The organism is Citrobacter sp. Cf087, from assembly GCF_030334285.1.
Taxonomy (GTDB): Bacteria; Pseudomonadota; Gammaproteobacteria; order Enterobacterales; family Enterobacteriaceae; genus Citrobacter; species Citrobacter freundii.
In genome coordinates this window covers 194,992-218,788 of the sequence record NZ_JAOWED010000028.1, presented here as the reverse complement: position 1 = coordinate 218,788, position 23,797 = coordinate 194,992, and the positions used below count along the sequence as shown (strand labels likewise).

At 51.9% G+C, this 23,797-nt stretch carries 23 protein-coding genes; 11 read left to right on the top strand and 12 right to left on the bottom strand.

What is annotated here, in order from left to right:
- Nucleotides 1-65 precede the first annotated feature (65 nt).
- Together OGV57_RS09470 and OGV57_RS09465 are read left to right on the top strand one after the other, a co-directional pair.
- Entirely contained in the window at nucleotides 66-638 is a 573-nt protein-coding gene (locus OGV57_RS09470) for a phage repressor protein CI (protein ID WP_226791434.1), read from the top strand.
- On the top strand, nucleotides 638-1,651 hold the full coding sequence (locus tag OGV57_RS09465) for a phage integrase (protein WP_181506523.1): 1,014 nt from the start codon (nucleotides 638-640) through the stop codon (nucleotides 1,649-1,651). The genes OGV57_RS09470 and OGV57_RS09465 overlap by 1 nt, the downstream gene beginning before the upstream one ends.
- Nucleotides 1,652-1,746: 95 nt before the next feature.
- On the opposite strand, the gene OGV57_RS09460 is transcribed toward OGV57_RS09465, so the two are convergent.
- The 7 genes from OGV57_RS09460 to OGV57_RS09430 all read right to left on the bottom strand — a co-directional run bounded on the left by OGV57_RS09460 (nucleotide 1,747) and on the right by OGV57_RS09430 (nucleotide 8,339).
- Nucleotides 1,747-2,070: an SEC-C metal-binding domain-containing protein gene (locus tag OGV57_RS09460; protein ID WP_111987026.1), complete on the bottom strand. Its 324-nt coding sequence runs from the start codon at nucleotides 2,068-2,070 to the stop codon at nucleotides 1,747-1,749.
- Nucleotides 2,071-2,072: 2 nt separating this feature from the next.
- Nucleotides 2,073-2,918, bottom strand: coding sequence for a DUF6602 domain-containing protein (locus OGV57_RS09455; RefSeq protein ID WP_193146790.1), 846 nt, complete (start codon nucleotides 2,916-2,918; stop codon nucleotides 2,073-2,075).
- A gap of 468 nt (nucleotides 2,919-3,386) precedes the next feature.
- Complete coding sequence (locus OGV57_RS09450) at nucleotides 3,387-3,710, bottom strand: DUF1889 family protein (RefSeq protein ID WP_001573898.1); 324 nt, start codon at nucleotides 3,708-3,710, stop codon at nucleotides 3,387-3,389.
- Nucleotides 3,711-3,819: 109 nt separating this feature from the next.
- Nucleotides 3,820-5,634 carry a diol dehydratase reactivase subunit alpha gene (locus OGV57_RS09445; protein ID WP_054528800.1) on the bottom strand — a complete coding sequence of 605 codons (1,815 nt, stop codon included), beginning with the start codon at nucleotides 5,632-5,634 and terminating at the stop codon, nucleotides 3,820-3,822.
- A gap of 10 nt (nucleotides 5,635-5,644) precedes the next feature.
- The gene (locus tag OGV57_RS09440; protein ID WP_003024721.1) at nucleotides 5,645-6,073 is read right to left on the bottom strand and encodes a diol dehydratase small subunit; all 429 of its coding nucleotides are present in this window, start codon (nucleotides 6,071-6,073) and stop codon (nucleotides 5,645-5,647) included.
- 2 nt (nucleotides 6,074-6,075) lie between these two features.
- Nucleotides 6,076-6,660 (bottom strand): propanediol/glycerol family dehydratase medium subunit, encoded by a 585-nt coding sequence (locus OGV57_RS09435; protein WP_003024724.1) that lies wholly within the window; start codon nucleotides 6,658-6,660, stop codon nucleotides 6,076-6,078.
- Between the two features lie 11 nt (nucleotides 6,661-6,671).
- Nucleotides 6,672-8,339: a propanediol/glycerol family dehydratase large subunit gene (locus tag OGV57_RS09430; protein ID WP_003841447.1), complete on the bottom strand. Its 1,668-nt coding sequence runs from the start codon at nucleotides 8,337-8,339 to the stop codon at nucleotides 6,672-6,674.
- A gap of 392 nt (nucleotides 8,340-8,731) precedes the next feature.
- On the opposite strand from OGV57_RS09430, the gene OGV57_RS09425 reads away from it, so the two are divergent.
- The 4 genes from OGV57_RS09425 to OGV57_RS09410 are packed head-to-tail and all read left to right on the top strand — an operon-like array spanning nucleotide 8,732 to nucleotide 11,247.
- Nucleotides 8,732-9,160: a GlcG/HbpS family heme-binding protein gene (locus OGV57_RS09425; RefSeq protein WP_003024730.1), complete on the top strand. Its 429-nt coding sequence runs from the start codon at nucleotides 8,732-8,734 to the stop codon at nucleotides 9,158-9,160.
- Between the two features lie 22 nt (nucleotides 9,161-9,182).
- Entirely contained in the window at nucleotides 9,183-10,346 is a 1,164-nt protein-coding gene (dhaT, locus tag OGV57_RS09420; protein WP_003024734.1) for a 1,3-propanediol dehydrogenase, read from the top strand.
- 16 nt (nucleotides 10,347-10,362) lie between these two features.
- Complete coding sequence (locus OGV57_RS09415; RefSeq protein ID WP_003841450.1) at nucleotides 10,363-10,716, top strand: glycerol dehydratase reactivase beta/small subunit family protein; 354 nt, start codon at nucleotides 10,363-10,365, stop codon at nucleotides 10,714-10,716.
- A complete protein-coding gene (locus tag OGV57_RS09410; protein WP_054528801.1) occupies nucleotides 10,717-11,247 on the top strand; it encodes a cob(I)yrinic acid a,c-diamide adenosyltransferase in 531 nt (176 codons plus the stop codon).
- Here the strand turns inward: OGV57_RS09410 and dhaR are convergent.
- Complete coding sequence (gene dhaR, locus OGV57_RS09405; protein ID WP_054528802.1) at nucleotides 11,225-13,150, bottom strand: dihydroxyacetone kinase operon transcriptional regulator DhaR; 1,926 nt, start codon at nucleotides 13,148-13,150, stop codon at nucleotides 11,225-11,227. The genes OGV57_RS09410 and dhaR overlap by 23 nt on opposite strands.
- 91 nt (nucleotides 13,151-13,241) lie before the next feature.
- Nucleotides 13,242-14,339 carry a glycerol dehydrogenase gene (locus tag OGV57_RS09400; protein WP_003024745.1) on the bottom strand — a complete coding sequence of 366 codons (1,098 nt, stop codon included), beginning with the start codon at nucleotides 14,337-14,339 and terminating at the stop codon, nucleotides 13,242-13,244.
- Nucleotides 14,340-14,528: 189 nt separating this feature from the next.
- Here OGV57_RS09400 and OGV57_RS09395 point away from each other — a divergent pair, with 189 nt between their 5' ends.
- The gene (locus OGV57_RS09395) at nucleotides 14,529-14,786 is read left to right on the top strand and encodes a hypothetical protein (protein ID WP_157844751.1); all 258 of its coding nucleotides are present in this window, start codon (nucleotides 14,529-14,531) and stop codon (nucleotides 14,784-14,786) included.
- 115 nt (nucleotides 14,787-14,901) lie between these two features.
- Nucleotides 14,902-16,560, top strand: coding sequence for a glycerone kinase (locus OGV57_RS09390; RefSeq protein WP_054528804.1), 1,659 nt, complete (start codon nucleotides 14,902-14,904; stop codon nucleotides 16,558-16,560).
- Between the two features lie 89 nt (nucleotides 16,561-16,649).
- Here OGV57_RS09390 and cfa read toward each other — a convergent pair whose 3' ends face one another.
- Nucleotides 16,650-17,804, bottom strand: a complete 1,155-nt coding sequence (gene cfa, locus OGV57_RS09385) for a cyclopropane fatty acyl phospholipid synthase (protein ID WP_054528805.1) — start codon at nucleotides 17,802-17,804, stop codon at nucleotides 16,650-16,652.
- A 67-nt stretch (nucleotides 17,805-17,871) separates the two neighbouring features.
- Between cfa and OGV57_RS09380 the strand changes: the two genes are divergently transcribed.
- Nucleotides 17,872-18,720, top strand: coding sequence for a helix-turn-helix domain-containing protein (locus OGV57_RS09380; protein WP_003024755.1), 849 nt, complete (start codon nucleotides 17,872-17,874; stop codon nucleotides 18,718-18,720).
- Here the strand turns inward: OGV57_RS09380 and OGV57_RS09375 are convergent.
- On the bottom strand, nucleotides 18,717-19,499 hold the full coding sequence (locus OGV57_RS09375) for a siderophore-interacting protein (protein WP_054528806.1): 783 nt from the start codon (nucleotides 19,497-19,499) through the stop codon (nucleotides 18,717-18,719). The two genes, OGV57_RS09380 and OGV57_RS09375, sit on opposite strands and share 4 nt — an antisense overlap.
- Nucleotides 19,500-19,735: 236 nt before the next feature.
- On the opposite strand from OGV57_RS09375, the gene OGV57_RS09370 reads away from it, so the two are divergent.
- A complete protein-coding gene (locus OGV57_RS09370; RefSeq protein ID WP_161799266.1) occupies nucleotides 19,736-20,413 on the top strand; it encodes a PadR family transcriptional regulator in 678 nt (225 codons plus the stop codon).
- A 53-nt stretch (nucleotides 20,414-20,466) separates the two neighbouring features.
- On the opposite strand, the gene OGV57_RS09365 is transcribed toward OGV57_RS09370, so the two are convergent.
- Nucleotides 20,467-21,987 (bottom strand): methyl-accepting chemotaxis protein, encoded by a 1,521-nt coding sequence (locus OGV57_RS09365; protein WP_003024763.1) that lies wholly within the window; start codon nucleotides 21,985-21,987, stop codon nucleotides 20,467-20,469.
- 430 nt (nucleotides 21,988-22,417) lie between these two features.
- Between OGV57_RS09365 and ygjG the strand changes: the two genes are divergently transcribed.
- Nucleotides 22,418-23,797 (top strand): putrescine aminotransferase, encoded by a 1,380-nt coding sequence (gene ygjG / locus OGV57_RS09360; RefSeq protein ID WP_168150126.1) that lies wholly within the window; start codon nucleotides 22,418-22,420, stop codon nucleotides 23,795-23,797.

Genomic DNA, 23,797 nt, shown 5'->3' with positions numbered 1-23,797 from the left:
CAACTGCCACCAACAATCGAATCCTAATGCGATTATTCGCATTGGTCAACATGAGAATGCGATTTATGGACTTTGAAAACCAAATATCAAACGAGGAAGTTTTAGACAGAATCTGTCAGGTCTACGGTTTCACACAGAAAATCCAGCTCGCTAATCATTTCAATATCGCAGCTAGCACGCTGCAAAACCGCTATACGCGGGGCAACGTCTCCTATGATTTCGCTGCATTCTGCGCCCTTGAGACTGGCGTCAATATCCAATGGATCCTGACTGGGAAAGGACCACAAAAATCAGATGAAAACTCAAAACCGTCTTACGAGCTCCAGTCATTCACATTAAGTGAAGGCAGGCTCACTAAAACTGGAATTTTGAATATCGACCCCGAGCTTTTCGAAAAGCCCTTGAAAAGTGCCATCTGTGTCAGAAGCGAGAGTAAAAGCTACATCGCTGAGAAAGATGCGCCTTTAGCTGACGGCCTCTGGATTGTTGATGTTGAGGGCGCAATCAGCCTCCGAGAGTTAACGGTTCTACCCGGTAAAAGGTTGCATGTGGCAGGTGGAAAAGTACCGTTTGAGTGCGGGATTGATGAGATAAAAACGATTGGCCGTGTAGTGGGTGTATACAGCGAGGTTAATTGATGACTGTCCGTAAAAATCCGGCTGGCGGTTGGATTTGTGAGCTCTACCCAAACGGTGCAAAAGGCAAACGTATCAGAAAGAAATTCGCCACTAAGGGCGAAGCTCTGGCGTTTGAACAGTACACCGTTCAAAACCCGTGGCAGGAAGAAAAGGAAGACAGGCGCACGTTAAAAGAGCTGGTTGATTCATGGTATAGCGCTCATGGCATTACGCTGAAAGACGGCTTGAAACGCCAGTTATCCATGCACCATGCTTTTGAGTGTATGGGCGAACCACTCGCACGCGATTTCGATGCGCAGATGTTTTCCCGCTACCGAGAAAAACGGTTAAAAGGTGAGTATGCCCGTTCAAACAGAGTGAAAGAGGTATCGCCTCGCACGCTTAATCTTGAGCTGGCCTACTTCCGGGCTGTGTTCAATGAGCTAAACCGCCTCGGAGAATGGAAGGGCGAAAACCCACTGAAAAACATGCGCCCATTCCGCACAGAAGAAATGGAAATGGCCTGGCTAACTCACGACCAAATTTCGCAACTGCTCGGAGAGTGTAAACGGCACGACCACCCTGATTTAGAAACCGTGGTCAGAATCTGTCTCGCCACTGGCGCCCGGTGGTCTGAGGCTGAGAGTTTGAAAAAAAGCCAGCTTGCGAAATACAAAATCACCTACACCAACACAAAAGGTAAAAAAAACCGCACTGTTCCCATCAGCAAAGAGCTCTACGAGTCACTGCCTGATGATAAAAAAGGTCGATTGTTTAGTGATTGTTATGGCGCATTCCGGTCTGCACTGGAAAGAACAAGCATCGAATTACCAGCAGGACAACTTACCCACGTCTTGCGCCACACATTCGCCAGCCACTTTATGATGAATGGCGGTAATATTCTGGTCTTGCAACGAGTACTCGGCCATACCGACATCAAAATGACGATGCGATATGCGCATTTTGCTCCTGACCATCTTGAAGATGCCGTAAGACTTAATCCATTGAACAAGACCTCTGCGGTAATGGAGTAGCGGTAAATAAAATTATAGGCGCACAGATATAGTGCGCTTATGACCTTGAATATTTAGTAGGGTTACAAAAGTGACAATATCTATACTATAAAATATCAAACCTCATTGTATGCACCACATCCATTACAACGAATGACAATGTTATGAATATTAACTTTTGGCACTCCAATAACAAGTTGAGATTTACACCCCCCACATAGCAACGCTAATCCGACCTCATAACCTGTTATAGCAACAGTGCCCTCCCCTTGATAAATAAAAACAGTCCTTGTATCTGGGTCTGGCTCAGGAATAACCTCTAGAGTTATCGTCTCCTTAATCTCTGGAACTTCAGGTCTCTTAATTCTTGGTTCATGGCACTCTTTGAAAAGCAAGCCAGACTCACAGGGACAAAGTTCATTTGGATCAATCTTAGCCATATTTACTCTCTCACAATGGACAATGGCAAATTTGGATCGATATATCGTCCAATATCAGGGACATTTAATTTCATTCGAGTAAGCATAATTAATAGATAGGTAAAAAAACGACCAAAAGATTGGTCTTCCATACCCTCTTTAACTATACGAAAAATAACCTCATCATTTTCCTCACTATTTACCTGACGCTTATGTGCCGTTAAAACCAAATTAACAAATTCATCTGTATCTAGCAGTAAATCTTTTTCCCCTTTTGTTAGATTAACTTTTTCATAACGAAGCACACCTTTGCCAAGAACACATATTAGATTACAAAAATAATTTACATCATGTACAGCATCGCAATGCGCCATCCAATTTTCTTTCAGAGAATCCAAAGAGTTACCAGAAACATTAAATCCAAAAACAATACCAAATGGCCTAGATGCTCTATGAACTGTTGCGTACTCTCTAGTAGCAATCACCCCTAAATCTCTCGGCGCTAGTTTTTTGAATAAGGTTATTTTTTTTGCTGCATCATCAAACTCACTTTTTGATAGAGTTGATTTAACTTCGATAATACCATAAACCCCTTCAACAGGTAGGATTGATGTTTTTCCCGCATAAAGCACTGGGCAATTAACGGCATCATAAATTATGATATCAATAGCATGGGAGCGTAAACCTTCTTTTGTAATTACCTCTCCTTTGGTCACACCATATCTTTTTGGCAAATGAGTTTTGAGAAAATCCATTAAAAACTCTTCTCGATTCTCACCTTTATCGCCGCTATGATGTATAAAGCCAGATTCTTTGAATCTAGCCAACATTGTAGCTTCTATTGAATTAAATAATTGATTTAAATCCATATATTACCTCACCTAATGCATGTCTTTGATGATACACCTTACTTACACTTTTGTAAGTTGCAAGCATCACTGCGTTAATTGATGGTAATGGCGATAAAGTGGCGGTGGAAATGGCTAAGAATGGGTAATCATTGGCAAATGTTGGCAACCTATGTCAATGATAAATAACGCAAACTATTGATTTTCGGTTGTTTATGTAGGAACTCATAATCGCTTGGTCGCTGGTTCAAGTCCAGCAGGGGCCACCAAACTTCAAGGACTTGCGAGAAATCGCAGGTCCTTTTTGTTATTGGAAATATATGCAATTGTTGGCAAAGCCAATAATTGGATGGCTCTGAATGCGTAGCGGGGGATGGCGAGGGAATAAGGATATATCATGCGATACGCCAGCCCATATCGCTGGCATTCCATTTGGACGCCGCCATCCCGAGATGGAAACGTCCGTTAGAGTTTTATTCGATAGTCAGCTCACACTAGCTCTTTGAGCTGCTCCTGCATATAGGTTGAAAAATACTCTGGGTTCTTGATAAGGATGCGGTTACCGGAGGCAACTTTTTCTGCCCATCCGGCCACTTTTTTCGTGAACTCGGGATTCCATCCCTCCTGCTCACCCCGTGCCATCACAACTTCCGGACTCGCTGGCACACCTAAGTCATGCAAATACTTTAAGATTCCCTTAGCGGTGCTTTCATCCATTGAATGGGGTACTGACGCCGAAGTGTTCATACCACCAATAAAATCCAATGCTTTCTCAATTGCTGTTGGCATGCTCTTATCCTTAAAATTAACCACGTGAGAGACACATTTATACTATGTACCCAACTCCGCCGGGATATCAAAGAGAACATCGCCTTTATTTGACTTACCCCGCAGCTAAACGCTTGCGCGACTGTTTTCTGCGCTATTTTTTTGCATCTCCGGCTAAAACCAGTCCGGTTGCCACCGCATTACGCGGCCCTTCGGTACCTCGAATATTGCCCTGCCCGGCGACAACGCCGTAATGCGCCAGCGCATCGGTGATCATCTGCGGGATTTCGAAATCCAGAGAAGAACCGCCTACCAGCACCACAAAAGTCATATCGCGAATAGATCCACCAGGTGACACCAGGCGTAACGCGCGCAGGCAGTTGGTCACAAAAACCTTCTCTTTGGCCTGTCGGCGCACCAGACGTATTTTTTCCAGCGAGGTCTGGTTATCTACCGGGATCAGCTCGCCCTCTTTCAAATACACAACTTTGGCAAACACCGACGGGCTGAGCGGTTCGCGGAAAAACTCTACCGCGCCGTTCTCATGGCGAATGCTGAACAGGCTCTCCACTTTTGCCAGCGGGTATTTTTTAATTTCCTCCGCCAGAAATGCATCGCTTAAGCCCAGCTCTGTTTGAATCAACAGGCTGACCATATTCCCCGCCCCGGCCAGATGTACCGCTTTCACTACGCCATCGCTATTGATGACAGCTGCATCGGTAGATCCTGCGCCTAAATCGAGGATTGCCAGCGGCGCAGCGCATCCAGGCGTTGTTAACGCCCCCACTACAGCCATGTTGGCCTCCACGCCACCAACCTCAACCAGAGTGTTTAACCGGGCGCTCAGCTCACTGGCGATGGCCTGCATCTGTAAGCGATCGGCTTTCACCATCGCCGCAATGCCCACGGCGTTCTCCATTGAACACTCTCCGGCGATGCCGCCCTGCACCTTACGCGGAATAAATGTATCGACCGCCAACAGATCCTGAATATGCACCGTGTTCATGTCATGACCGGTCAGCGAGGCCATCACCTTTCGCACCCGCTCCAGCATGCCGCCTGCGTGCGTACCAGCTTCCCCAGCAATATCGCGCACGGGCGCGCAGGCGCTCATCGCCTGCATAATGGCCTGCGCGCCTTGCGCTACGTCGGCTTCACCGCCACGCTTTTCACCACGGATAAAGATCTTACCCGCCGGGATCACCCTTGATCGCACATCACCCTGCGGGGTTTTCAGCACCACGGCGGAACGGTTGCCGATCAGCGCTCTGGCGATGGGGACGATAGTTTGCGTTTCCTCGGGCGTCAGGGCAAAGAAGGTCGCAATGCCGTAAGGGTTCGACAGCACCCGCACCACCTGTCCCGGGGCCGCCACTTCCACCGCAGCCAGAACACCTTCCGGCACCTTCTCCAGCAGAGTGACTTCATCAACCACCGGCATTGGCCGATGCAGGCGATTATTCACCAGCACGCCATCATCTTTTTTCAGGATGGCCGCCACCACATTGACGCCGCGATCCAGCGCTTCATTGATAAACCAAACCGCCTCAAGGAAATCCATCTCCTCACCTACCAACGGGATCCAGCCCTGGGCAAATCGATCCTCGCTCAACGCCGCCAACTTCTCCACGGCGATGGTGGTTCCCATGCCCACGCCAACGCCACCGGGCGTTTGCGGGTTATGACCAATCATCGTCGATTCGGTAATGATGGTTTCAGTGATGGTTTCCATCGCCACATCGCCAATCACCGGTGCGGCCTCGTTGATGCAAATTTTTGCTACGTCCTGCAGCGACCACGGCGTGTTATTCAGCGCCTGCTGCAGGGACGCGACTACCCCGGCGATATTATCCCGCGTGCCTTTCATACCGGTCGTGGCGACAATCCCGCTGCCGATAAACCGGCCATCCTGCGCCAACGCCACTTCGGTGGTGGCGTTGCCGATATCGATCCCTGCAATTAACGGCATGCTGCCTCCGTCACTGGCTGCCTTTACGCAGCTTATTTCTCTGCTGGTATACCTCTGCCGATTCGCGGACAAACCCAGCGTTCACCGTGGCATGCCATGTGTGTTCCAGTTCATCGGCAATGGCCTGCAACTCGGCGAACGAAGAACGAAACGGCCGTAGCGCGTTGTAGATCTCCAGAATGCGGGCATCCGGAATCGCAATCAGCTCTGCCGCACGACGAAAATTGCGCGCCACGGCATGACGCTGCATCTGCTCAGCAATCTGCGCCTGGTACTCCAGCGTTTGCTGAGAAATACGCACATCCTGCGGTCCTACGCGGCCCGCCAGCACATTCTCAAGAGTAATGTCGGTTAGCGGCTTGCCGGTAGGCGTCTGGATTTTCTCCGGGCAGCGGGTCGCTAATGGGTAATCCTGCGCAGTCATGATGTTGTCGTTCATGGTCATTCCCTTACCAGTGCAATATGCAACGTGACAGGCGCAGCATCCTGCACCACGTGTTTGGTTTCTTTGATATGAAACAGCGCGGCCTTGGCCATAAATTTAGGGCGCACCATCTGGTCATTGACCACTGGCACCGGCGAAGGCGACTCTTTGCGTGCATATCGCGCGGCGTTTTTACCAATCTGACGATAGGTTTCCAGCGTCAGCAGCGGAGCCTGAGAGAACAGCTCGAGGTTGCTTAACGGCAGCAGATCGCGCTGATGAATCACCGTGGTTCCTTTCGACTGGATGCCAATCCCGATGCCTGAGCCGCTGAGGTTTGCCGCATCCCATGCCATAAAAGAAACATCCGAGGTGCGCAGGATCCTCACTACCCGCGCATGCAATCCCTCTTCTTCAATCCCTGCCACCAGCTCTTTCAGAATCGCGTTGTGCGGCATGTCAATCAGGGTTTTATGCTGGTGCTTGCCAAAGGCCGGGCCGACGCCAATCACCACTTCATCCACGCGTTCATCCGCGTTAGCCGCCTCGCCTTCGCTCACTTGTAAGGTGAAAACCGGCTTACGTTCAGTTGTGCATTCCACAGTGTTCCGCCTTATTCGATCGAGCCGGGCTGAACCACGCCCGCAATATTTTTAATTTCCGCCCAGCGTTCGGCACTGATGCGATAGCCGGTACCAGGTCCCTGATAATCATTGATGTCGTTGACGGCGCTGACGACGTCGAACTGGCGATCCAGAATGGCCGACGTTTGCAGGTAATCACCAGTAACACGCTGTCTCAGCATATTGAGGATATTGCTGGCGATATCTTCAAAACCGCTGCAACTCAACGCGCCGACAATATCCAGCCCGGTGATATTACGCTTCATCATCTCTTCCACGGCCGCCAGATCCTCCACTACATTGCGCGCAGGCATATCTTTGCTGCCGTGAGCATAAGTAGCGGCTTCCACTTCTTCATCGCTAATCAGCGGCAGGCCCAGTTCGCGGAACACCGCCTGAATGGCGCGTGCGGCCTTATTGCGTATAGCGATAGTTTCTTCTTCAGTCACCGGACGCAGACCGCCGTCAACCATCAGATCGCGTTGCAGGATGTTGTAATCATCGAAGTCTTCAGCGTCGAAGTTCGACCCGGCAAACATGTTGTCGTAGTTGGGTACCGCGCTGTAACCAGAGAAAATAAAGTCGGTACCCGGCAGCATCTGCATCAGGGTGCGGGCAGTACGGCGAATATCGGAGTGAGAAAAGGTCTGGTCATTGGCGGAGGCCACTTCAAGGTCGAGCATTGAGGCAATCAGGTTTTCCGCCAGCACCGCGCGGATCCCCGAAGGCACAGCGCCGGTCATGCCGATACAGCTGACCGCACCGTTTTGCAGCCCCTGTACGCCCGCGCCTTTAGTGATAAAAATGCAGCGCGACTCCAGATAAAGCATCGATTTACTTTCGGAATAGCCCATCAGCGCTTCCGAGCCAGTGCCGGAGGTGTAGCGCATCTTCAACCCACGCGATGCATAAGCCGAGGCGAGAAACGCTTTGGACCACGGCGTGTCATCACCGTCGGTAAACACCGATTCTGTGCCATACACCGACACCGTTTCGGCATAACTGGTTAGCCCACGCATGCCCAGCTCCAGCTCCGTGGCCTCTTCAACAGAACATTGCGTCAGCACACCGGGACGACCGCATTGGGAACCCACCAGCAGCGCCAGGGCGTTAAACGGCGCGTAGCGGGCGATCCCGACCGTCGTTTCCTGCTCGGAAAAGCCGCGGATCCCCGCTTCAGCAGCGTCGGCGGCAATCTGTACCGGGTTATCTTTCAGGTTGGTCACGTGGCACTGGTTGGAGGGCGTGCGTCTGGCACGCATTTTTTGCAGCGCCATCATCATCTCCACCACGTTCATTTGCGCCATCACTTCCACCGCTTTCGCTGGGGTGATGGCAGTGGTAATGGCAATAATCTCTTCCCGACTGACGTGGATATCCACCAGCATTCTGGCGATCTCCAGCGCGTCGAGCTGCATGGCGTGCTCGGCCTCAGCCACGTTAATGGCGTAGTCGGCAATGAAACGGTCGATCATGTCGAACTCGGCGCGGCTCTTACCGTCCAGCTCAACAATACGACCATTTTCCACCTTCACCGACGACGCTGGATCGTAGGGGCTTTCCATGGCGATCAGCCCCTCTTCAGGCCATTCGCCAATCAGCCCATCCTGATTTACAGGCCGCTTCGCAAGCACTTCGAATCGTTTTGATCTTCTCATGATTTATTGACTCAAAAGATAAAAAATAGGGACGCCGGGCCGCATTGCCGGGGACACAACACCCGGCATTCGCCTTTCATCAGCAATGGTCGAACTCTAAATGAGCAGAACAATAAAAAAATAAAATTAATTTCGTTCCAATTTGGTACCTAATAAAAACGCATCGTTTCATATTGAAACGCAATTCAGGAATATCCATCGTGAATTGTGACGAGGTTAAATGATCATTATCAATAAACGCCAAACCGGGAAGGTGAATTTAATATCTTTGAAATTTTCGCCCTATTGACTTAATAACGCACGGCGAGAAAATAAGGTAAAGCCAATGATAAAAATAGCTGTTGCGCGATATGTTTCGTGACCTCAGCCCTACAACATTTTCAGGAGAAACTGTGAATAAGAGCCAACAAATTGCCACCATTACGCTGGCGGCTGCAAAAAAAATGGCGCAGGCCGTTGAGGCTAAAGCGCTTGAGATCAGCGTTCCGGTGGTCTTTTCCGTGGTGGATCGCGGTGGGAATACGCTGCTAATGCAACGCATGGACGATGCGTTTGTCACCAGCTGTGATATCTCTCTTAATAAAGCGTATACCGCCTGCTGTCTGCGCCAGGGTACCCATGAAATTACCGACGCGGTACAACCTGGTGCTTCGCTATATGGTTTGCAGCTTACCAACCAACAGCGCATTGTTATTTTCGGCGGCGGTTTACCTGTCATATTAAACGGTAAATTAATTGGTGCCGTTGGCGTTAGTGGCGGCACCGTGGAACAAGACAGATTATTAGCAGAAACCGCACTGAATTGTTTCTCTGAATTATAATTTAAATCTAAGAAGGTATATTATGAGCTATCGTATGTTTGATTACCTGGTGCCAAATGTGAACTTCTTTGGCCCCAATGCTATTTCCGTTGTCGGCGAACGCTGCAAACTGTTAGGCGGTAAAAAAGCGCTGCTGGTTACTGATAAAGGTCTGCGGGCCATTAAAGACGGCGCGGTAGATAAAACCCTCGCCCATTTACGTGAAGCGGGCATTGACGTGGTGGTTTTTGATGGCGTTGAACCTAACCCCAAAGACACCAACGTGCGTGACGGTCTGGAAGTCTTTCGCAAAGAGCATTGCGATATCATCGTTACCGTCGGTGGCGGTAGCCCGCATGACTGCGGTAAAGGCATCGGTATCGCAGCAACTCACGAAGGCGATCTCTACAGCTATGCCGGGATTGAAACCCTGACCAACCCGCTGCCTCCGATCGTTGCGGTAAATACCACTGCCGGTACCGCCAGCGAAGTCACCCGCCACTGCGTGCTGACCAATACAAAAACCAAAGTGAAGTTTGTGATTGTCAGTTGGCGCAACCTGCCGTCGGTCTCCATTAACGATCCGCTGCTGATGCTCGGCAAACCCGCCCCGCTGACCGCCGCGACGGGTATGGACGCCCTGACCCACGCCGTAGAAGCCTATATTTCCAAAGATGCCAACCCGGTCACCGACGCTGCCGCTATTCAGGCTATTCGCCTGATCGCACGCAACTTGCGTCAGGCCGTAGCGCTGGGCAGCAACCTGAAAGCTCGCGAGAATATGGCCTACGCCTCCCTGCTGGCAGGTATGGCTTTCAACAACGCCAACCTCGGCTACGTTCACGCGATGGCGCATCAACTTGGCGGTCTGTACGACATGCCGCACGGCGTGGCGAATGCCGTACTACTGCCGCACGTGGCGCGCTATAACCTGATCGCTAACCCGGAAAAATTTGCCGACATTGCAGAGTTTATGGGCGAAAACACTGACGGGCTTTCCACCATGGATGCCGCAGAACTGGCCATTCACGCCATTGCTCGTCTCTCTGCTGACATCGGCATTCCGCAGCATCTGCGCGATCTGGGTGTCAAAGAAGCCGATTTCCCGTACATGGCGGAAATGGCGCTGAAGGACGGCAACGCCTTCTCTAACCCGCGCAAAGGGAACGAGAAAGAAATTGCCGAGATCTTCCGTCAGGCATTCTGATAGTACAGGGGGCGCAATGTCACTTTCATCACCGGGCGTACATCTGTTTTATCACTCACGCTGGCAGGATACTCGCGTGCTTGATGAGCTGTGCTGGGGACTGGAAGAGCAAGGCGTCCCTTGTCGGGCAATCTGTTGCAACGAGCATGACTGCGCACTGGCATTGAGCAAACTTGCGGCCAAAAGCTCAACGCTACGTGTCGGTCTGGGTCTTAACGCCACGGGTGATATTGCGTTAACCCACGCCCAGTTGCCCGAGGATCGGGCGCTGATCCGTGGTCATATCACCGCCGGAATTGCGCAGATCCGCACGCTTGGCGCCAATGCTGGTCAACTGGTCAAAGTGCTTCCCTTCAGCGAGATAAAATAAATGTACCGCATCTACACCCGAACCGGCGATAAAGGCACGACCGCACTGTTTGGCGGCAGCCGTATCGACAAAGACGACATCCGCGTTGAGGCCTATGGCACGGTGGATGAACTGATTTCCCAACTTGGCGTCTGCTATGCCAGCACGCGTCAGGCCGGGCTACGCCAGGATCTGCACGCCATACAGAAAATGCTGTTTGTTCTGGGTGCGGAACTCGCCAGCGATGAGAAAGGACTCGCTCGCTTACAACAGCGTATTGGTGAAGAGGATACTCAGGCGCTGGAGCAGCTTATTAACCGTAATATGGCGCAAAGCGGCCCGCTCAAAGAGTTTGTTATTCCGGGGAAAAATCTCGCATCGGCACAGCTACACGTTGCGCGAACCCTGACGCGCCGACTGGAGCGGGTCCTCATCGCGATGAGCAGATCGCTAACGTTACGCGATGAACCCAGGCGTTATATCAACCGACTGTCAGACGCGCTGTTCTCGATGGCGAGAATTGAAGAAACTAGTCCAGATGCTTGCGCTTAAACTGGCTGGCATCAATGTCGTACTGCTTCATCTTGCGCCACAAGGTAGTACGACCGATATTCAACAGTTGCGACATCTCCTGCACGCGCCCGCTGGTGACGCGGGCAGCATGGATAATCGCCTCTTTTTCGATAGCGGTAAACGTCAGACTAGCAGGCAGCAGTGAAGACGCCGTCTCCAGACCAGGACGTTCGGCAAACAAATAATCCGGTAGATTGCTCAGCCGAATATGGCCGTTATCACTGCTGATGGCGATGTTTTCGATAATGCTGTTCAGCTCAAAGTCATTGCCCGGCCACGAATAGGCCACCAGTTGCGCCAGCGCGTCGTCGTCGATCTTCAAACTGTATGAAAAGCGTTTTTTCAGGCTATTCAGCCGCGTATAAATCAGCGAGGGAATACTACTGCGCCGCGCCCGCAGCGGTGGTATCACTATCTCAAAAGAGTGCAGCGCATAATACAGCTGACGGCTAAAGCGGTTTTGCTCCACCAGATTGGCGAGATCAACCGTGGTGGTGGCGATCACTTTGACATCCACCGGAATCAGCCGACGGGCATCCAGGCGGGTTAACACCCCCTGTTTGATCACCTGTAACAGCGCGGATTGCAGCTCCGGTGCCAGATATTCAATTTTTTCCAGAAACAGCGTGCCGCCGTTCGCCAGTTCAAGACGGCTCAACCGGCCATTTTCATCGTCGGTGGGCGCACTGCCCATAAAATCCTGCCCCAGTACGCTGTTGGCATACAGCTGACAGTTCACGGCGATATACGGCCCGCTGGCGCGCTCGCTTTCATTGTGGATGGCCTGACTCAGTAGCTCTTTACCAACACCCTCTTCCCCGCACAGCAGGATCGGGAAACTCCCCCTCGCTGCCTGGCGTCCAAAATGGATCAAGCGGCGGGTTTCCGGATCGTCAGTCGACATCTGCTCAAAGGTGTGGCTCACCTTGCCGAGCTGGCTGGTCATCAGCTGGCGCATTTGTTCCACCGGATGCAGTAGCAGAATAAAGCTGTTGCCCTGCTCCTCAACAATCGGCTTCAGGGTAATGACGGCATCAACAAACTGATGCTGGCTTTCAAAGGTAACTTCGACGTGATTCAGACCGCGGGCATGTTTGATCGCCCGGCGCAACAGCATGGGGAGATTGAGCAGATCGTGAATGTTTTTCCCCTGACTGGCCTGCGCATCGAGATGCAAAAGCAGCGCCGCTCGCGCATTGATGAACTGCAATACGCCCTGTTCGTTCCAGGCCATCACACCATCATCCATACTCTCCAGCAGCCCGTACATCTGGTTCAGATGGCGGTTGGATTCAGCCAGCAGGCTGTCGGTCAGCAAAGAGTTGCCGACTTCTCTGGCAATCGCCAGCGTCAGGGATAAATCAGAAACGCACTCATGCTCCACCAGACAACACAGCGAAATGGAGCCGAACAGTCGACCATGGTTATCGAAGACCGGCGTCGAGCAGAACGACCACGGATGCAGCGCCTGTTTAAAATGCTGCTCGCCAGAGGTTTTTGTCGGCTGGCCCGGCATCGTCGCCAGCGACAGGGCACAACTGCCAATGATGCTTTCTGCACAGTAGCTGCCGTCACGAAACCCAAGCTCCGCCAGCTGTTCTACCGTCTGCGGATCGCCGCAACGGCTGAGAATACAGGCTGATTCATCCAGAATCAGCAGCGCGCACGGGCGGCCGTCCATAAACTCCCAAGCATCTTCCAGCGCAGCCTGAGCAATCGTCAGCAACGCCGTCTTGCGACGACAAATCGACTCAAAGGTCAGTCCCTGCGCCTGATGCGGCGCCTGCCAGGTTTCCCGCTGCATAAACTTGCTGCAACGATGCCATGACTGGGCAATGACTGAAGAGACTTCCTTCCCGATGTTATGCGTGTGCGCCGTCATATCCCTTTCCGCTGTTTAACCATAGACAACCCCTCCGGCAGAAACTGTCAGAGGGGGAGAAGATGCTGGATAACAACCTACCGACGACTGATTAACGCGCCAACCACTGCTGCCCCAGCAGATCTGCCGTCAAGATAGCGGCATGTACGCTTTCAGGCGTTACCGGGAACGGCATATTGTGGATGGTTTCACCTTCTGCGCAGGTCGCTTTCGCCACGGCCATGATCTTGCCGTCAACGTCTTCTTTCACGCCCATTTCCGCTAACGTTACCGGCAGGCCTACTTTCTGACAGAAATTCAGCACGGTTTCGATCTCTTCCATCGGGCTGTTTTGCAGCACCAGTTGCGCCAGCGTACCAAAGGCGACTTTTTCACCGTGGTACAAATGGTGGCACTCTTCCAGAATCGTAAAGCCGTTGTGGATCGCATGCGCCCCTGCAAGACCGCTGCTTTCAAAGCCGATGCCGCTGAGGTAAGTGTTAGCTTCGACAATACGCTCCAGCGCATCGGTCACCACGCCAGCCTGCGCAGCAAAGCGTGCCTTCTCGCCTTCCGCCAGCAGGGTATCATAGCACAAGCGCGCCAGGCTCAGCGCCGCCACGGTGGACTGTCCGCCCGCCATGCTGGTCGCTCTGGCGTCATAACAGGCTTTCGCTTCAAACCAGGTCGAGAGCGCATCGCCCATCCCGGCCACCAGCAGACGTACCGGCGCTTTGGCAATGATCGCAGTGTCCATCACCACCATATCCGGGTTTTTCGGGTAGATCAGATACTCTTCAAACTCACCGGCTTCGGTATAGATAACGGACAGCGCGCTGGTTGGCGCATCGGTAGACGCGATAGTCGGGATCACCACCACCGGCAGCTTCTGGTAGTAACCAATCGCTTTGGCGGTATCCAGCGTTTTCCCGCCGCCAATCCCAACCACGCCGCGACAGCCGTGCTGTTTCAGAATGGCAATCAGTCGATTAATTTCAACATGGCTACATTCACCGTTAAAGCGTTCCGCATGGCAGCTAATGTCGTGGCTGTGCAGGCCGTTGAGTACTTTCTCTCCCGCCAGCTTCATCACGAAGTCATCCGCAATCACAAAAAAGCTGTCCGCCAGATTTTTAGCGTATTGACCAAACAAGGTGGAAGCGTCAGGACCCTGGAGATATTTGGCTGGAGATTGAATAACTTTTAGCATTCCTTTCATCCTCAAATAAGTACATGTTTTTACATGGTGAGCCCTGGCGTTAACCTGTTTGGCCTGATGCAGACGGCGAAAACGGGAGGTACCGGAGCGATGCAATAACTGTATGGCGAGGCGTGCACAAAAAAATCTTTCGTCTTTTTGTTCTGATATGAAACAGATAAAAACGGAGTACGTTCCATATTGGAACGCTTATCCACAAAAATGATAAGGTTTGCGATCCCGATCCGCTCATTTGCCACCAAATCTCCGGCACAGACGAATCTCACTTTCTTTTTTACCCACTCACTTGCCAAAAAACCGGCAAAAAAAAAGCCGACAGTGCCGTATCAGCTGCATTTATCGCGAGAGAAAAAAGTCGAGCGAGCTCGCATTGTGATCGTTCCTCGTTCTTTTCAGTTTCATTATGGAACAAAAAACAATGACAACGTTCCGGAATGAAACTCATTTTAACGTTGTTTTTTTCCGCGCTGACTTCGCCAGAATCTCTCTATCGCCTCCGTACCATGACCATGCTTCCGGGGGTTTGTCTTACACTCAACCTCAAGGAGCCGTTATGTCTCAATTCTTTTTTAATCAACGCACCCATCTCGTGAGCGACGTCATCGACGGTACGATTATCGCCAGCCCGTGGAATAACCTGGCGCGTCTGGAAAGCGATCCGGCCATTCGCATCGTGGTCCGTCGTGACCTCAACAAAAATAACGTGGCGGTAATTTCCGGCGGTGGTTCAGGGCACGAACCCGCGCACGTTGGGTTTATCGGTAAAGGTATGCTAACCGCTGCGGTTTGCGGCGACGTTTTCGCTTCCCCGAGCGTGGATGCGGTACTGACCGCCATCCAGGCGGTAACCGGTGAGGCGGGCTGTTTATTGATCGTGAAAAATTACACCGGTGACCGTCTTAATTTCGGTCTCGCCGCCGAGAAAGCACGTCGCCTTGGTTACAACGTTGAAATGCTGATTGTTGGCGACGACATCTCCCTGCCTGATAACAAACACCCACGCGGCATTGCGGGAACCATCCTGGTGCATAAAATCGCAGGCTATTTTGCCGAACGCGGCTACAACCTCGCCACCGTCCTGCGTGAAGCGCAGTACGCGGCCAATAACACCTTCAGCCTGGGCGTTGCGCTTTCCAGCTGTCATCTGCCGCAAGAAGCCGACGCCGCCCCGCGTCATCATCCGGGCCACGCGGAACTGGGCATGGGCATTCACGGCGAACCAGGCGCATCGGTTATCGACACCCAGAACAGTGCGCAGGTGGTGAACCTGATGGTGGATAAACTGATGGCAGCCCTGCCTGAAACCGGCCGTCTGGCGGTGATGGTTAACAATCTTGGCGGCGTTTCCGTTGCCGAAATGGCCATCATTACCCGCGAACTGGCCAGCAGCCCGCTGCACCCACGTATCGACTGGCTGATTGGCCCGGCCTCACTGGTCACCGCGCTGGATATGAAAGGCTTTTCACTGACGGCCATCGTGCTGGAAGAGAGCATCGAAAAAGCGTTACTCACCGAGGTGGAAACCAGCAACTGGCCGACGCCGGTCCCGCCGCGTGAAATCAGTTGTGTACCATCATCTCAGCGTAGCGCACGCGTGGAATTCCAGCCTTCGGCGAACGCCCTGGTGGCCGGGATTGTGGAACTAGTCACCACAACCCTTTCCGATCAGGAGACTCATCTTAATGCGCTGGACGCCAAAGTCGGCGATGGCGATACCGGTTCGACCTTTGCCGCTGGCGCGCGTGAAATTGCCAGTCTGTTGCATCGCCAGCAGTTACCGCTGGATAACCTTGCCACGCTGTTCGCGCTGATTGGCGAACGTCTGACCGTAGTGATGGGTGGTTCCAGCGGTGTGCTGATGTCTATTTTCTTTACCGCTGCGGGGCAGAAACTGGAACAGGGAGCTAGCGTTGCCGAATCCCTGAATACGGGACTGGCGCAGATGAAGTTCTACGGCGGCGCAGACGAAGGCGATCGCACCATGATTGATGCGCTGCAACCGGCCCTGACTTCGCTGCTCACGCAGCCGCAAAATCTGCAGGCCGCATTCGACGCCGCGCAAGCGGGAGCCGAACGAACCTGTTTGTCGAGCAAAGCCAATGCCGGTCGCGCATCGTATCTCAGCAGCGAAAGCCTGCTCGGAAATATGGACCCCGGCGCGCACGCCGTAGCGATGGTGTTTAAAGCGCTGGCAGAGAGTGAGCTGGGATAAGCCATAAGTGCCTGATGCGCTGCGCTTATCAGGCCTACGAGTGCAAAGCTTTGTAGGCCTGATAAGGCAACGCCGACATCCGGCGGACGTTAACGATAAACGCGGATCCCGCCCTCTACGCCGCGGCTAAACAGCACCTGCCAAAGCTCAATATCTCTGGCGCGGAAAGCCCCTGCGCACGCGCATAAATAGTAATTAAACATTCTTCTGAAGGTGGCGGAATAACATGATGACAGCTCCGGCCATGCCTGATTAAAGCGCTCATGCCAGGCCATCAGCGTTTTATCGTAATCGCTGCCGAAGTTATGCCAGTCTTCCATCACAAACCGTGATTCGCTGGCCTCGGCAATATGGGAAATCGCCGGTAAGCAGCCATTTGGGAAAATGTATTTATTGATCCACGGATCGACGCTCATCCCTTTTTTATTGCTACCAATGGTATGCAGCAGGAACAGTCCGTCTGGTTTTAAACAACGGTCGGCGATACTGAAATAGGTGTCGTAGTTTTTCGGCCCGACATGTTCAAACATCCCCACGGAGACAATGCGATCGTAGTGTTTATTAAGATCGCGATAATCCTGCAGCAGAATGTTAACGTCCAACCCTTCACAGCGCTGCTGCGCCATTTTCTGCTGCTCTTTGGAAATGGTAACGCCTTCTACTGCTACGCCATAATGACGCGCCGCATATTCCGCCAGCCCGCCCCAGCCACAACCGATATCGAGTAAACGCATACCCGGTTTAAGCTGCAGCTTCTCGCAGATCATTTTTAATTTGGCATTTTGCGCATCGTTTAATGTGGTTGCATCTTTCCAGTAACCGCAGGAATATTGCATATGCGGATCAAGCATCAGCGCAAAGAGATCGTTACCAATATCATAATGCTCTTTACCGACGATCCATGCACGGCTACGTGACTGCAAATTAAACAGGCGCGCGCTGGCAATGCGTAAAATATCTTTCAGATTACCTGGCATCTGCTGGTCGAGTTTTGCTTTCAGGATTTTGCAGAACAGAATATCGAGCCGTTCGCAGTCCCACCAGCCTTCCATATAGCTTTCGCCAAGCCCTAATGAGCCTTGCTGCAATACTCGTTTAAAGAAACCGGTATGATGAAGTTGAATGTCCCAGGCGCGTGAGCCATTAATTCTGATATCCGCTTGTGAAAGCAGCTCTTTTCCCATTCGGGTCCAGTTATCATTTGTTTCATTGACGATGACAGCATCTGAACAAAGCGAGTTCATGGTATTTACCAAAAGTGGGCTAAAAATTATTACGCAAGATTATTATGGAAAAAAGAGTGTATGTATTATGATCCGCGGACAAGATCTATCGAGCAGCGGACACATTATCGGGAGCATTGACGATTCATTTATGGAAACTCTGGCGCAAAAACAGTGGAACTCCTTCCCGGATAACTCCATGACCGAACTGCCGCAGGACGTATTCTTTCGCTCTTATGTCCTGGAAGCCAACCACCATGTACCGCAGCATTCACACTCTTTTATGCAGTTTCATTTCGCCCGCAAAGGCAGCATGCGCATTGATGTTGCCGGTAAGTGCTGGATAATCCCGGCGCATTATGGCATCTGGATCCCAAATAATACTGAGCATGCGGTTTGGGCATTGGATGATGTGTATTTAGAAAATCTGGATATTAAACCGGGCTTTCTTGAAGAGAGCATCAATGAATGCAAAGTAGTGGCTATCAGTGATTTCGCCAGAGAGTTTATTCATTACGCCACGAATTCAATTTCAGGTCATTATGATAGCCAGTCAAAAGAGGGCAAACTGGTTAGTGTACTGGTCGATATTATTCTGCAACTCCCGGAAGTCGCCTTTGTATTACCCTGGCCGCAGGATCGCGAATTAACCAAAGTATGCCGAACCATACAAGAATCCCCCGCCCTGGAGCATTCAGTTGAATACTGGGCGCATCATCTGGGTATGTCTGCCCGTACCTTTTCACGCCATTTCAAAAAAGAAACCGGATTGCCTTTCAGCGTCTGGAAGCAAAAAATGCGTATTCTGGAATCCGTATTAATGCTGAAAAAAAATAAAAGCGTGACCGCCGTGGCGCTCGACGTAGGATATTCAAGCACCGCGGCATTTAGCTATGCCTTCCGCCAGGCGTTTGGCGTTCCGCCATCTAATTATTAATCTGCCGCTTTATGCTGATGCCAGTAGGCTGCCGCACGCACCCGTTGAGGGTCAAACGCCTCGGTTTCAAAGCGAGCACTCAGGTTTTTTACCACCTTGCCTTCGCCAGTGATCCAGACGTAATAATCATCTGCGGGCACGGTTAGTCGCGATAAGCGTTCATTCACCGCCTGCGCGTCATGGCCGATAAACCACTCAATAGTAAACCCGTCGAGATGGGCAAGATAATCCTGGTACGCCGCATCCTGCACGCTGACCAGCGCCGTGACGTTTGGACGTACCGCTAAACGGCTGAGCGACTCCAGGCGTCGGCGTAGCGCGGGCATTCCCGACTCATCGCACACATAAACCTGATACGCATAATCCTCTGGCACCACCAAAGAACCGCGCGGCCCGCCGATTGTCAGCTTGTCGCCCTCGCGGGCATTCATCGACCATGTACTCGCCACGCCGCCATCATGAATATAGAAATCCAGCGCCAGCTCATGGCGCGCTTCGTCATACAACGGCGTGTAGTCACGGGAAAGCGGACGCACACCGTCAGCCCAGACAATGCCTTCATCGGTGACGACAGGCGGCACAAAGTGGCTGCCCGGTTCAGGGAAAAAGACCTTGGTATGGTCGTCAAAGCCGTGTGAGCTAAAACCGTCCAGAGCGTCACCGCCCAGTACAATGCGCTGAAAGCCCGCGCTAATACGCTCTACGCGCAGGACGGTAAGTTCCCTAAAACGCAGTTCATTGCGAACGCGCTGCGGGTAGCGTGAGGTGTTTTTTGTCATGTTTTCGCCTTCGTGAAAATAATAAGATATATCTAAATTCATTTTTAAATGATAATGATTGCTAATCAAGAAGATTGCAAGCACTTTTTTGATATAGTCACTGTCTGATTAAGTAGCTATCAAAAACCAATAAAAACACTAAATAATCACAGACTTAAACAACATATAATTTGTAGACTTGCAAAATAATAGTTTTTAGATATAAATTAGATATATCTAAATAACATCAGGAGACGATGATGCAAAACCATCATGAAGGTTGCTGCAAAAATACAGAGCACCAACACGAAGGCTGCTGCAAGGGTGAAGGACATCACCACGAAGGCCGCCACAACGAGCACCATGCAGGCTGCTGCAAAGGTGAAGAACATCGCCATGAAGGCTGTAACAAAGATCACCACCACGAGCACGGCTGCGGGCACCGCCATGGTCGCGGCGGCGGTGGTCGTCGCCAACGCTTCTTCGGTCACGGAGAATTACGCCTGGTCATTCTGGATATCTTGACCCGCGACGCCAGCCACGGCTATGAGCTGATAAAAGCGATTGAAACCCTGACTCAGGGTAACTATACCCCGAGCCCGGGCGTTATCTATCCGACGCTGGATTTCTTGCAGGATCAGGCACTAATCACCGTCAGCGACGAGGAAGGTGGGCGTAAACAGATTGCGATCACGACTCAGGGCCAGCAATGGCTGGATGAAAACCGTGAACATCTGGGCCATATCCACGAACGGATCAAAGCCCGCTGCGTGGGTTTTGAATTACGCAAAAATCCACAGATGAAACGCGCGCTGGAAAACTTCAAAGCCGTGCTGGATCTACGCGTTAATCATGGTGATACCAGCGATGCGCAGATCAAAAAAATCATCGGTATTATCGATCGCGCTGCGCTGGATATTACTCAGCTGGATTAATCTGCACAGCAGGCGGAACCCGTTTGCCCGACGTTCCGCCTGTATTATTAGTATTAATGCAGCACCGTGACCGCATCTTCCAGACGACCCGCGCGATGTTTCACCATTGCGGAAATCTGCGCACTCTCTTCAACCAGTTCGGCGTTTTTCTGCGTAATGTTGCTCAGCTCATTCACCGCGCGGGTCAGGCTGGAAAGACCATCTGACTGTTCCAGCGTTGAGTGGCTGATTTGGGCGATCAGCTGAGTGACGTTTTGCACCTGCGCCACAATATCGTCCATCGTGCGTCCTGCGGCGTGAACCTGGTCGGATCCGGACTGCACTTTGTCGGCGCTGGCATCAATCAGCTTGCGGATATCATTGGCCGCACTGGCGCTGCGGCTGGCAAGATGACGCACTTCTCCCGCCACCACGGCGAACCCTTTCCCCTGCTCGCCCGCCCGCGCGGCTTCAACAGCGGCGTTCAAAGCCAGAATGTTGGTCTGGAAGGCAATATCGTTAATCAGCGTGGTAATGGTGCCGATCCGCTGGGTGCTGTTGGCGATATCGTCCATGGTTTTGATGACGGTATCCATCGCCTCACCGCCGTGCGTTGCCGCGCTGCTGGCGGCAATAGAGAGCTTATCAGCCGCCGCGGCGGTCTCTGAGTTTTGTTTTACCGATGCCGCCATCTGATTCATGGTGGTCACCGTTTCCTGCACGTTCTCAACGGTCTGCTGCGTATGCTTATTTAAATCATCGCTACCTTTTGCCAGCGTTTCGCTGTCGCTGCGCACGCAACTCACCTGGCTGGAGACATCATGAATAAGCCAGCGACACATTAATCCCAGTTGGCCCACTGCTCGCAGCATCAGTCCCAGTTCATCGCTGCGGTTAAGATGCGACACGCTGTTCCGCTCACCGGTCGCCACTTTCAGCGCCTGACGGGTGACATTCTCAATAGGACGCACAATCTGCCATTCGAAAATAGCCGTTCCTAAAAGCATCACCAATGCACTCATCAACAGTAATGGCCATTCAGCACCCATTTGCTGCAATGCGACCGCTAGCAGGACAAACATGAATGCCATCACGCTGCGTACCCGCCAGCGAATCGGCATCGCCGGCAGTCTACCCAGCCAGCCTTTGCGTACCACCAACCCCTTATGGATACGCCGGTTGCAACGTCCTTCGTTCAGCGCTTTATATAAAGGCTCTACCGCTGCAATTTCCTCGTCAGTTGCCCGGGTACGAATCGACATATACCCGGTCACGCGTCCTTCCCGCACCATCGGCACCGCATTGGCCCTCACCCAGTAGTGATCGCCATTCTTACGCCGGTTTTTCACAATCCCGCTCCATGGCTCGCCCTGCTTCAGGGTGTACCACATATCCGCAAACGCCGCTTTTGGCATGTCCGGATGACGAACCAGATTGTGCGGCTTTTCAAGCAACTCATTCAGTTGATAGCCGCTGACCTGAACGAAGGTGTCGTTCGCATGGGTGATATAGCTTTGCAAATCGGTGGTCGACATGAGGGTGATATCATCATCCAGCGGTGTATTTTGCTGACTAACGTAGGGATGAGAAGACATGATTGCGTCCTGTGCAGGTTATCTGGTTGTTAACTCTTTCGGCTTATGTTATTTCGGCGATAATTTTTTTATCTTTAGTTGTTAAATTTGATTTAGATCGCAATTTGCGATTAAACCTCAAAAACTGTACGCATTCTAATCCATTGATTTAAAATACTTTCATCCAGTAACTATTCAATATTACTTCTACCAGCGCACTGTCACAGTGCAAATATTGCCCATTTTTAGAGCAAATTTGCGTTTATTCGATCTGTTTTCAGGCTCCTGACTTGGGCAAAATGCCAGCAAATGTTAAATAATGGCATTAAATGTTGCGTAAGTAAGATGTTTCCTGGTGTTTATCCCGATTTTTGCTAAGCGCGCCGGAATGGCGCAATCCCTGCAATACTTAAATCAGTATCATGTGATACGCGAGCTCCTGGAGCATATTTTGAACAGGTTACCTTCCAGCGCATCGGCCCTGGCCTGCAGCGCACACGCACTGAATCTCATCGAAAAGCGCACGCTTGATCATGAGGAAATGAAATCGTTAAACCGAGAGGTGATTGAGTACTTCAAGGAGCATGTCAATCCGGGGTTCTTAGAGTATCGAAAATCTGTAACTGCAGGCGGGGATTACGGAGCCGTAGAGTGGCAAGCGGGAAGCCTGAATACGCTTGTCGACACCCAAGGGCAGGAGTTCGTCGATTGCCTGGGTGGTTTTGGAATTTTCAACGTGGGGCACCGTAATCCAGTCGTGGTTTCCGCCGTACAGAATCAACTCGCGAAACAACCTCTGCACAGCCAGGAGTTACTTGACCCTCTGCGGGCCATGCTGGCAAAAACTCTCGCCGCACTGGCGCCCGGTAAACTGAAATACAGTTTCTTCTGTAACAGCGGGACCGAGTCGGTTGAAGCCGCACTGAAGCTGGCGAAAGCGTATCAATCACCGCGCGGTAAATTTACGTTTATTGCCACCAGCGGCGCATTCCACGGTAAATCACTGGGCGCGCTGTCCGCCACGGCTAAATCTACCTTCCGCAAACCCTTTATGCCGCTGCTGCCGGGCTTCCGTCATGTGCCGTTTGGCGATGTTAACGCGATGCGCACCATGCTCAGCGAGTGTAAAAAGACCGGTGACGATGTCGCAGCCGTGATCCTCGAACCCATCCAGGGCGAAGGGGGGGTGATCCTGCCGCCACAAGGCTATTTAACCGCTGTTCGTAAACTTTGCGATGAGTTCGGCGCACTGATGATCCTTGACGAAGTGCAGACCGGGATGGGGCGTACCGGCAAGATGTTCGCCTGTGAGCACGAAAATGTGCAGCCCGACATTATGTGTCTTGCCAAAGCGTTAGGCGGCGGCGTGATGCCCATTGGCGCAACCATTGCCACCGAAGAGGTGTTCTCCGTCCTGTTCGACAATCCTTTCCTGCATACCACCACGTTTGGTGGCAACCCGCTCGCTTGTGCGGCTGCGCTGGCCACCATTAACGTCCTGCTGGAGCAAAATTTACCGGCTCAGGCGGAGCAGAAAGGCGATATGTTGCTGGATGGTTTCCGTCAGCTTGCGCGGGAATACCCGGACCTGGTACATGATGTACGCGGCAAAGGCATGCTGATGGCGATTGAGTTTGTCGATAATGAAATCGGCTATAACTTTGCCAGTGAGATGTTCCGCCAGCGGGTGCTGGTCGCCGGGACGCTCAACAATGCCAAGACGATCCGCATCGAACCGCCGCTAACGTTAACGATCGAGCAATGCGATCTGGTGTTGCGATCAACACGCAAAGCCCTGGCAGCATTACGGGTGAGCGTGGAGCAGATGTAA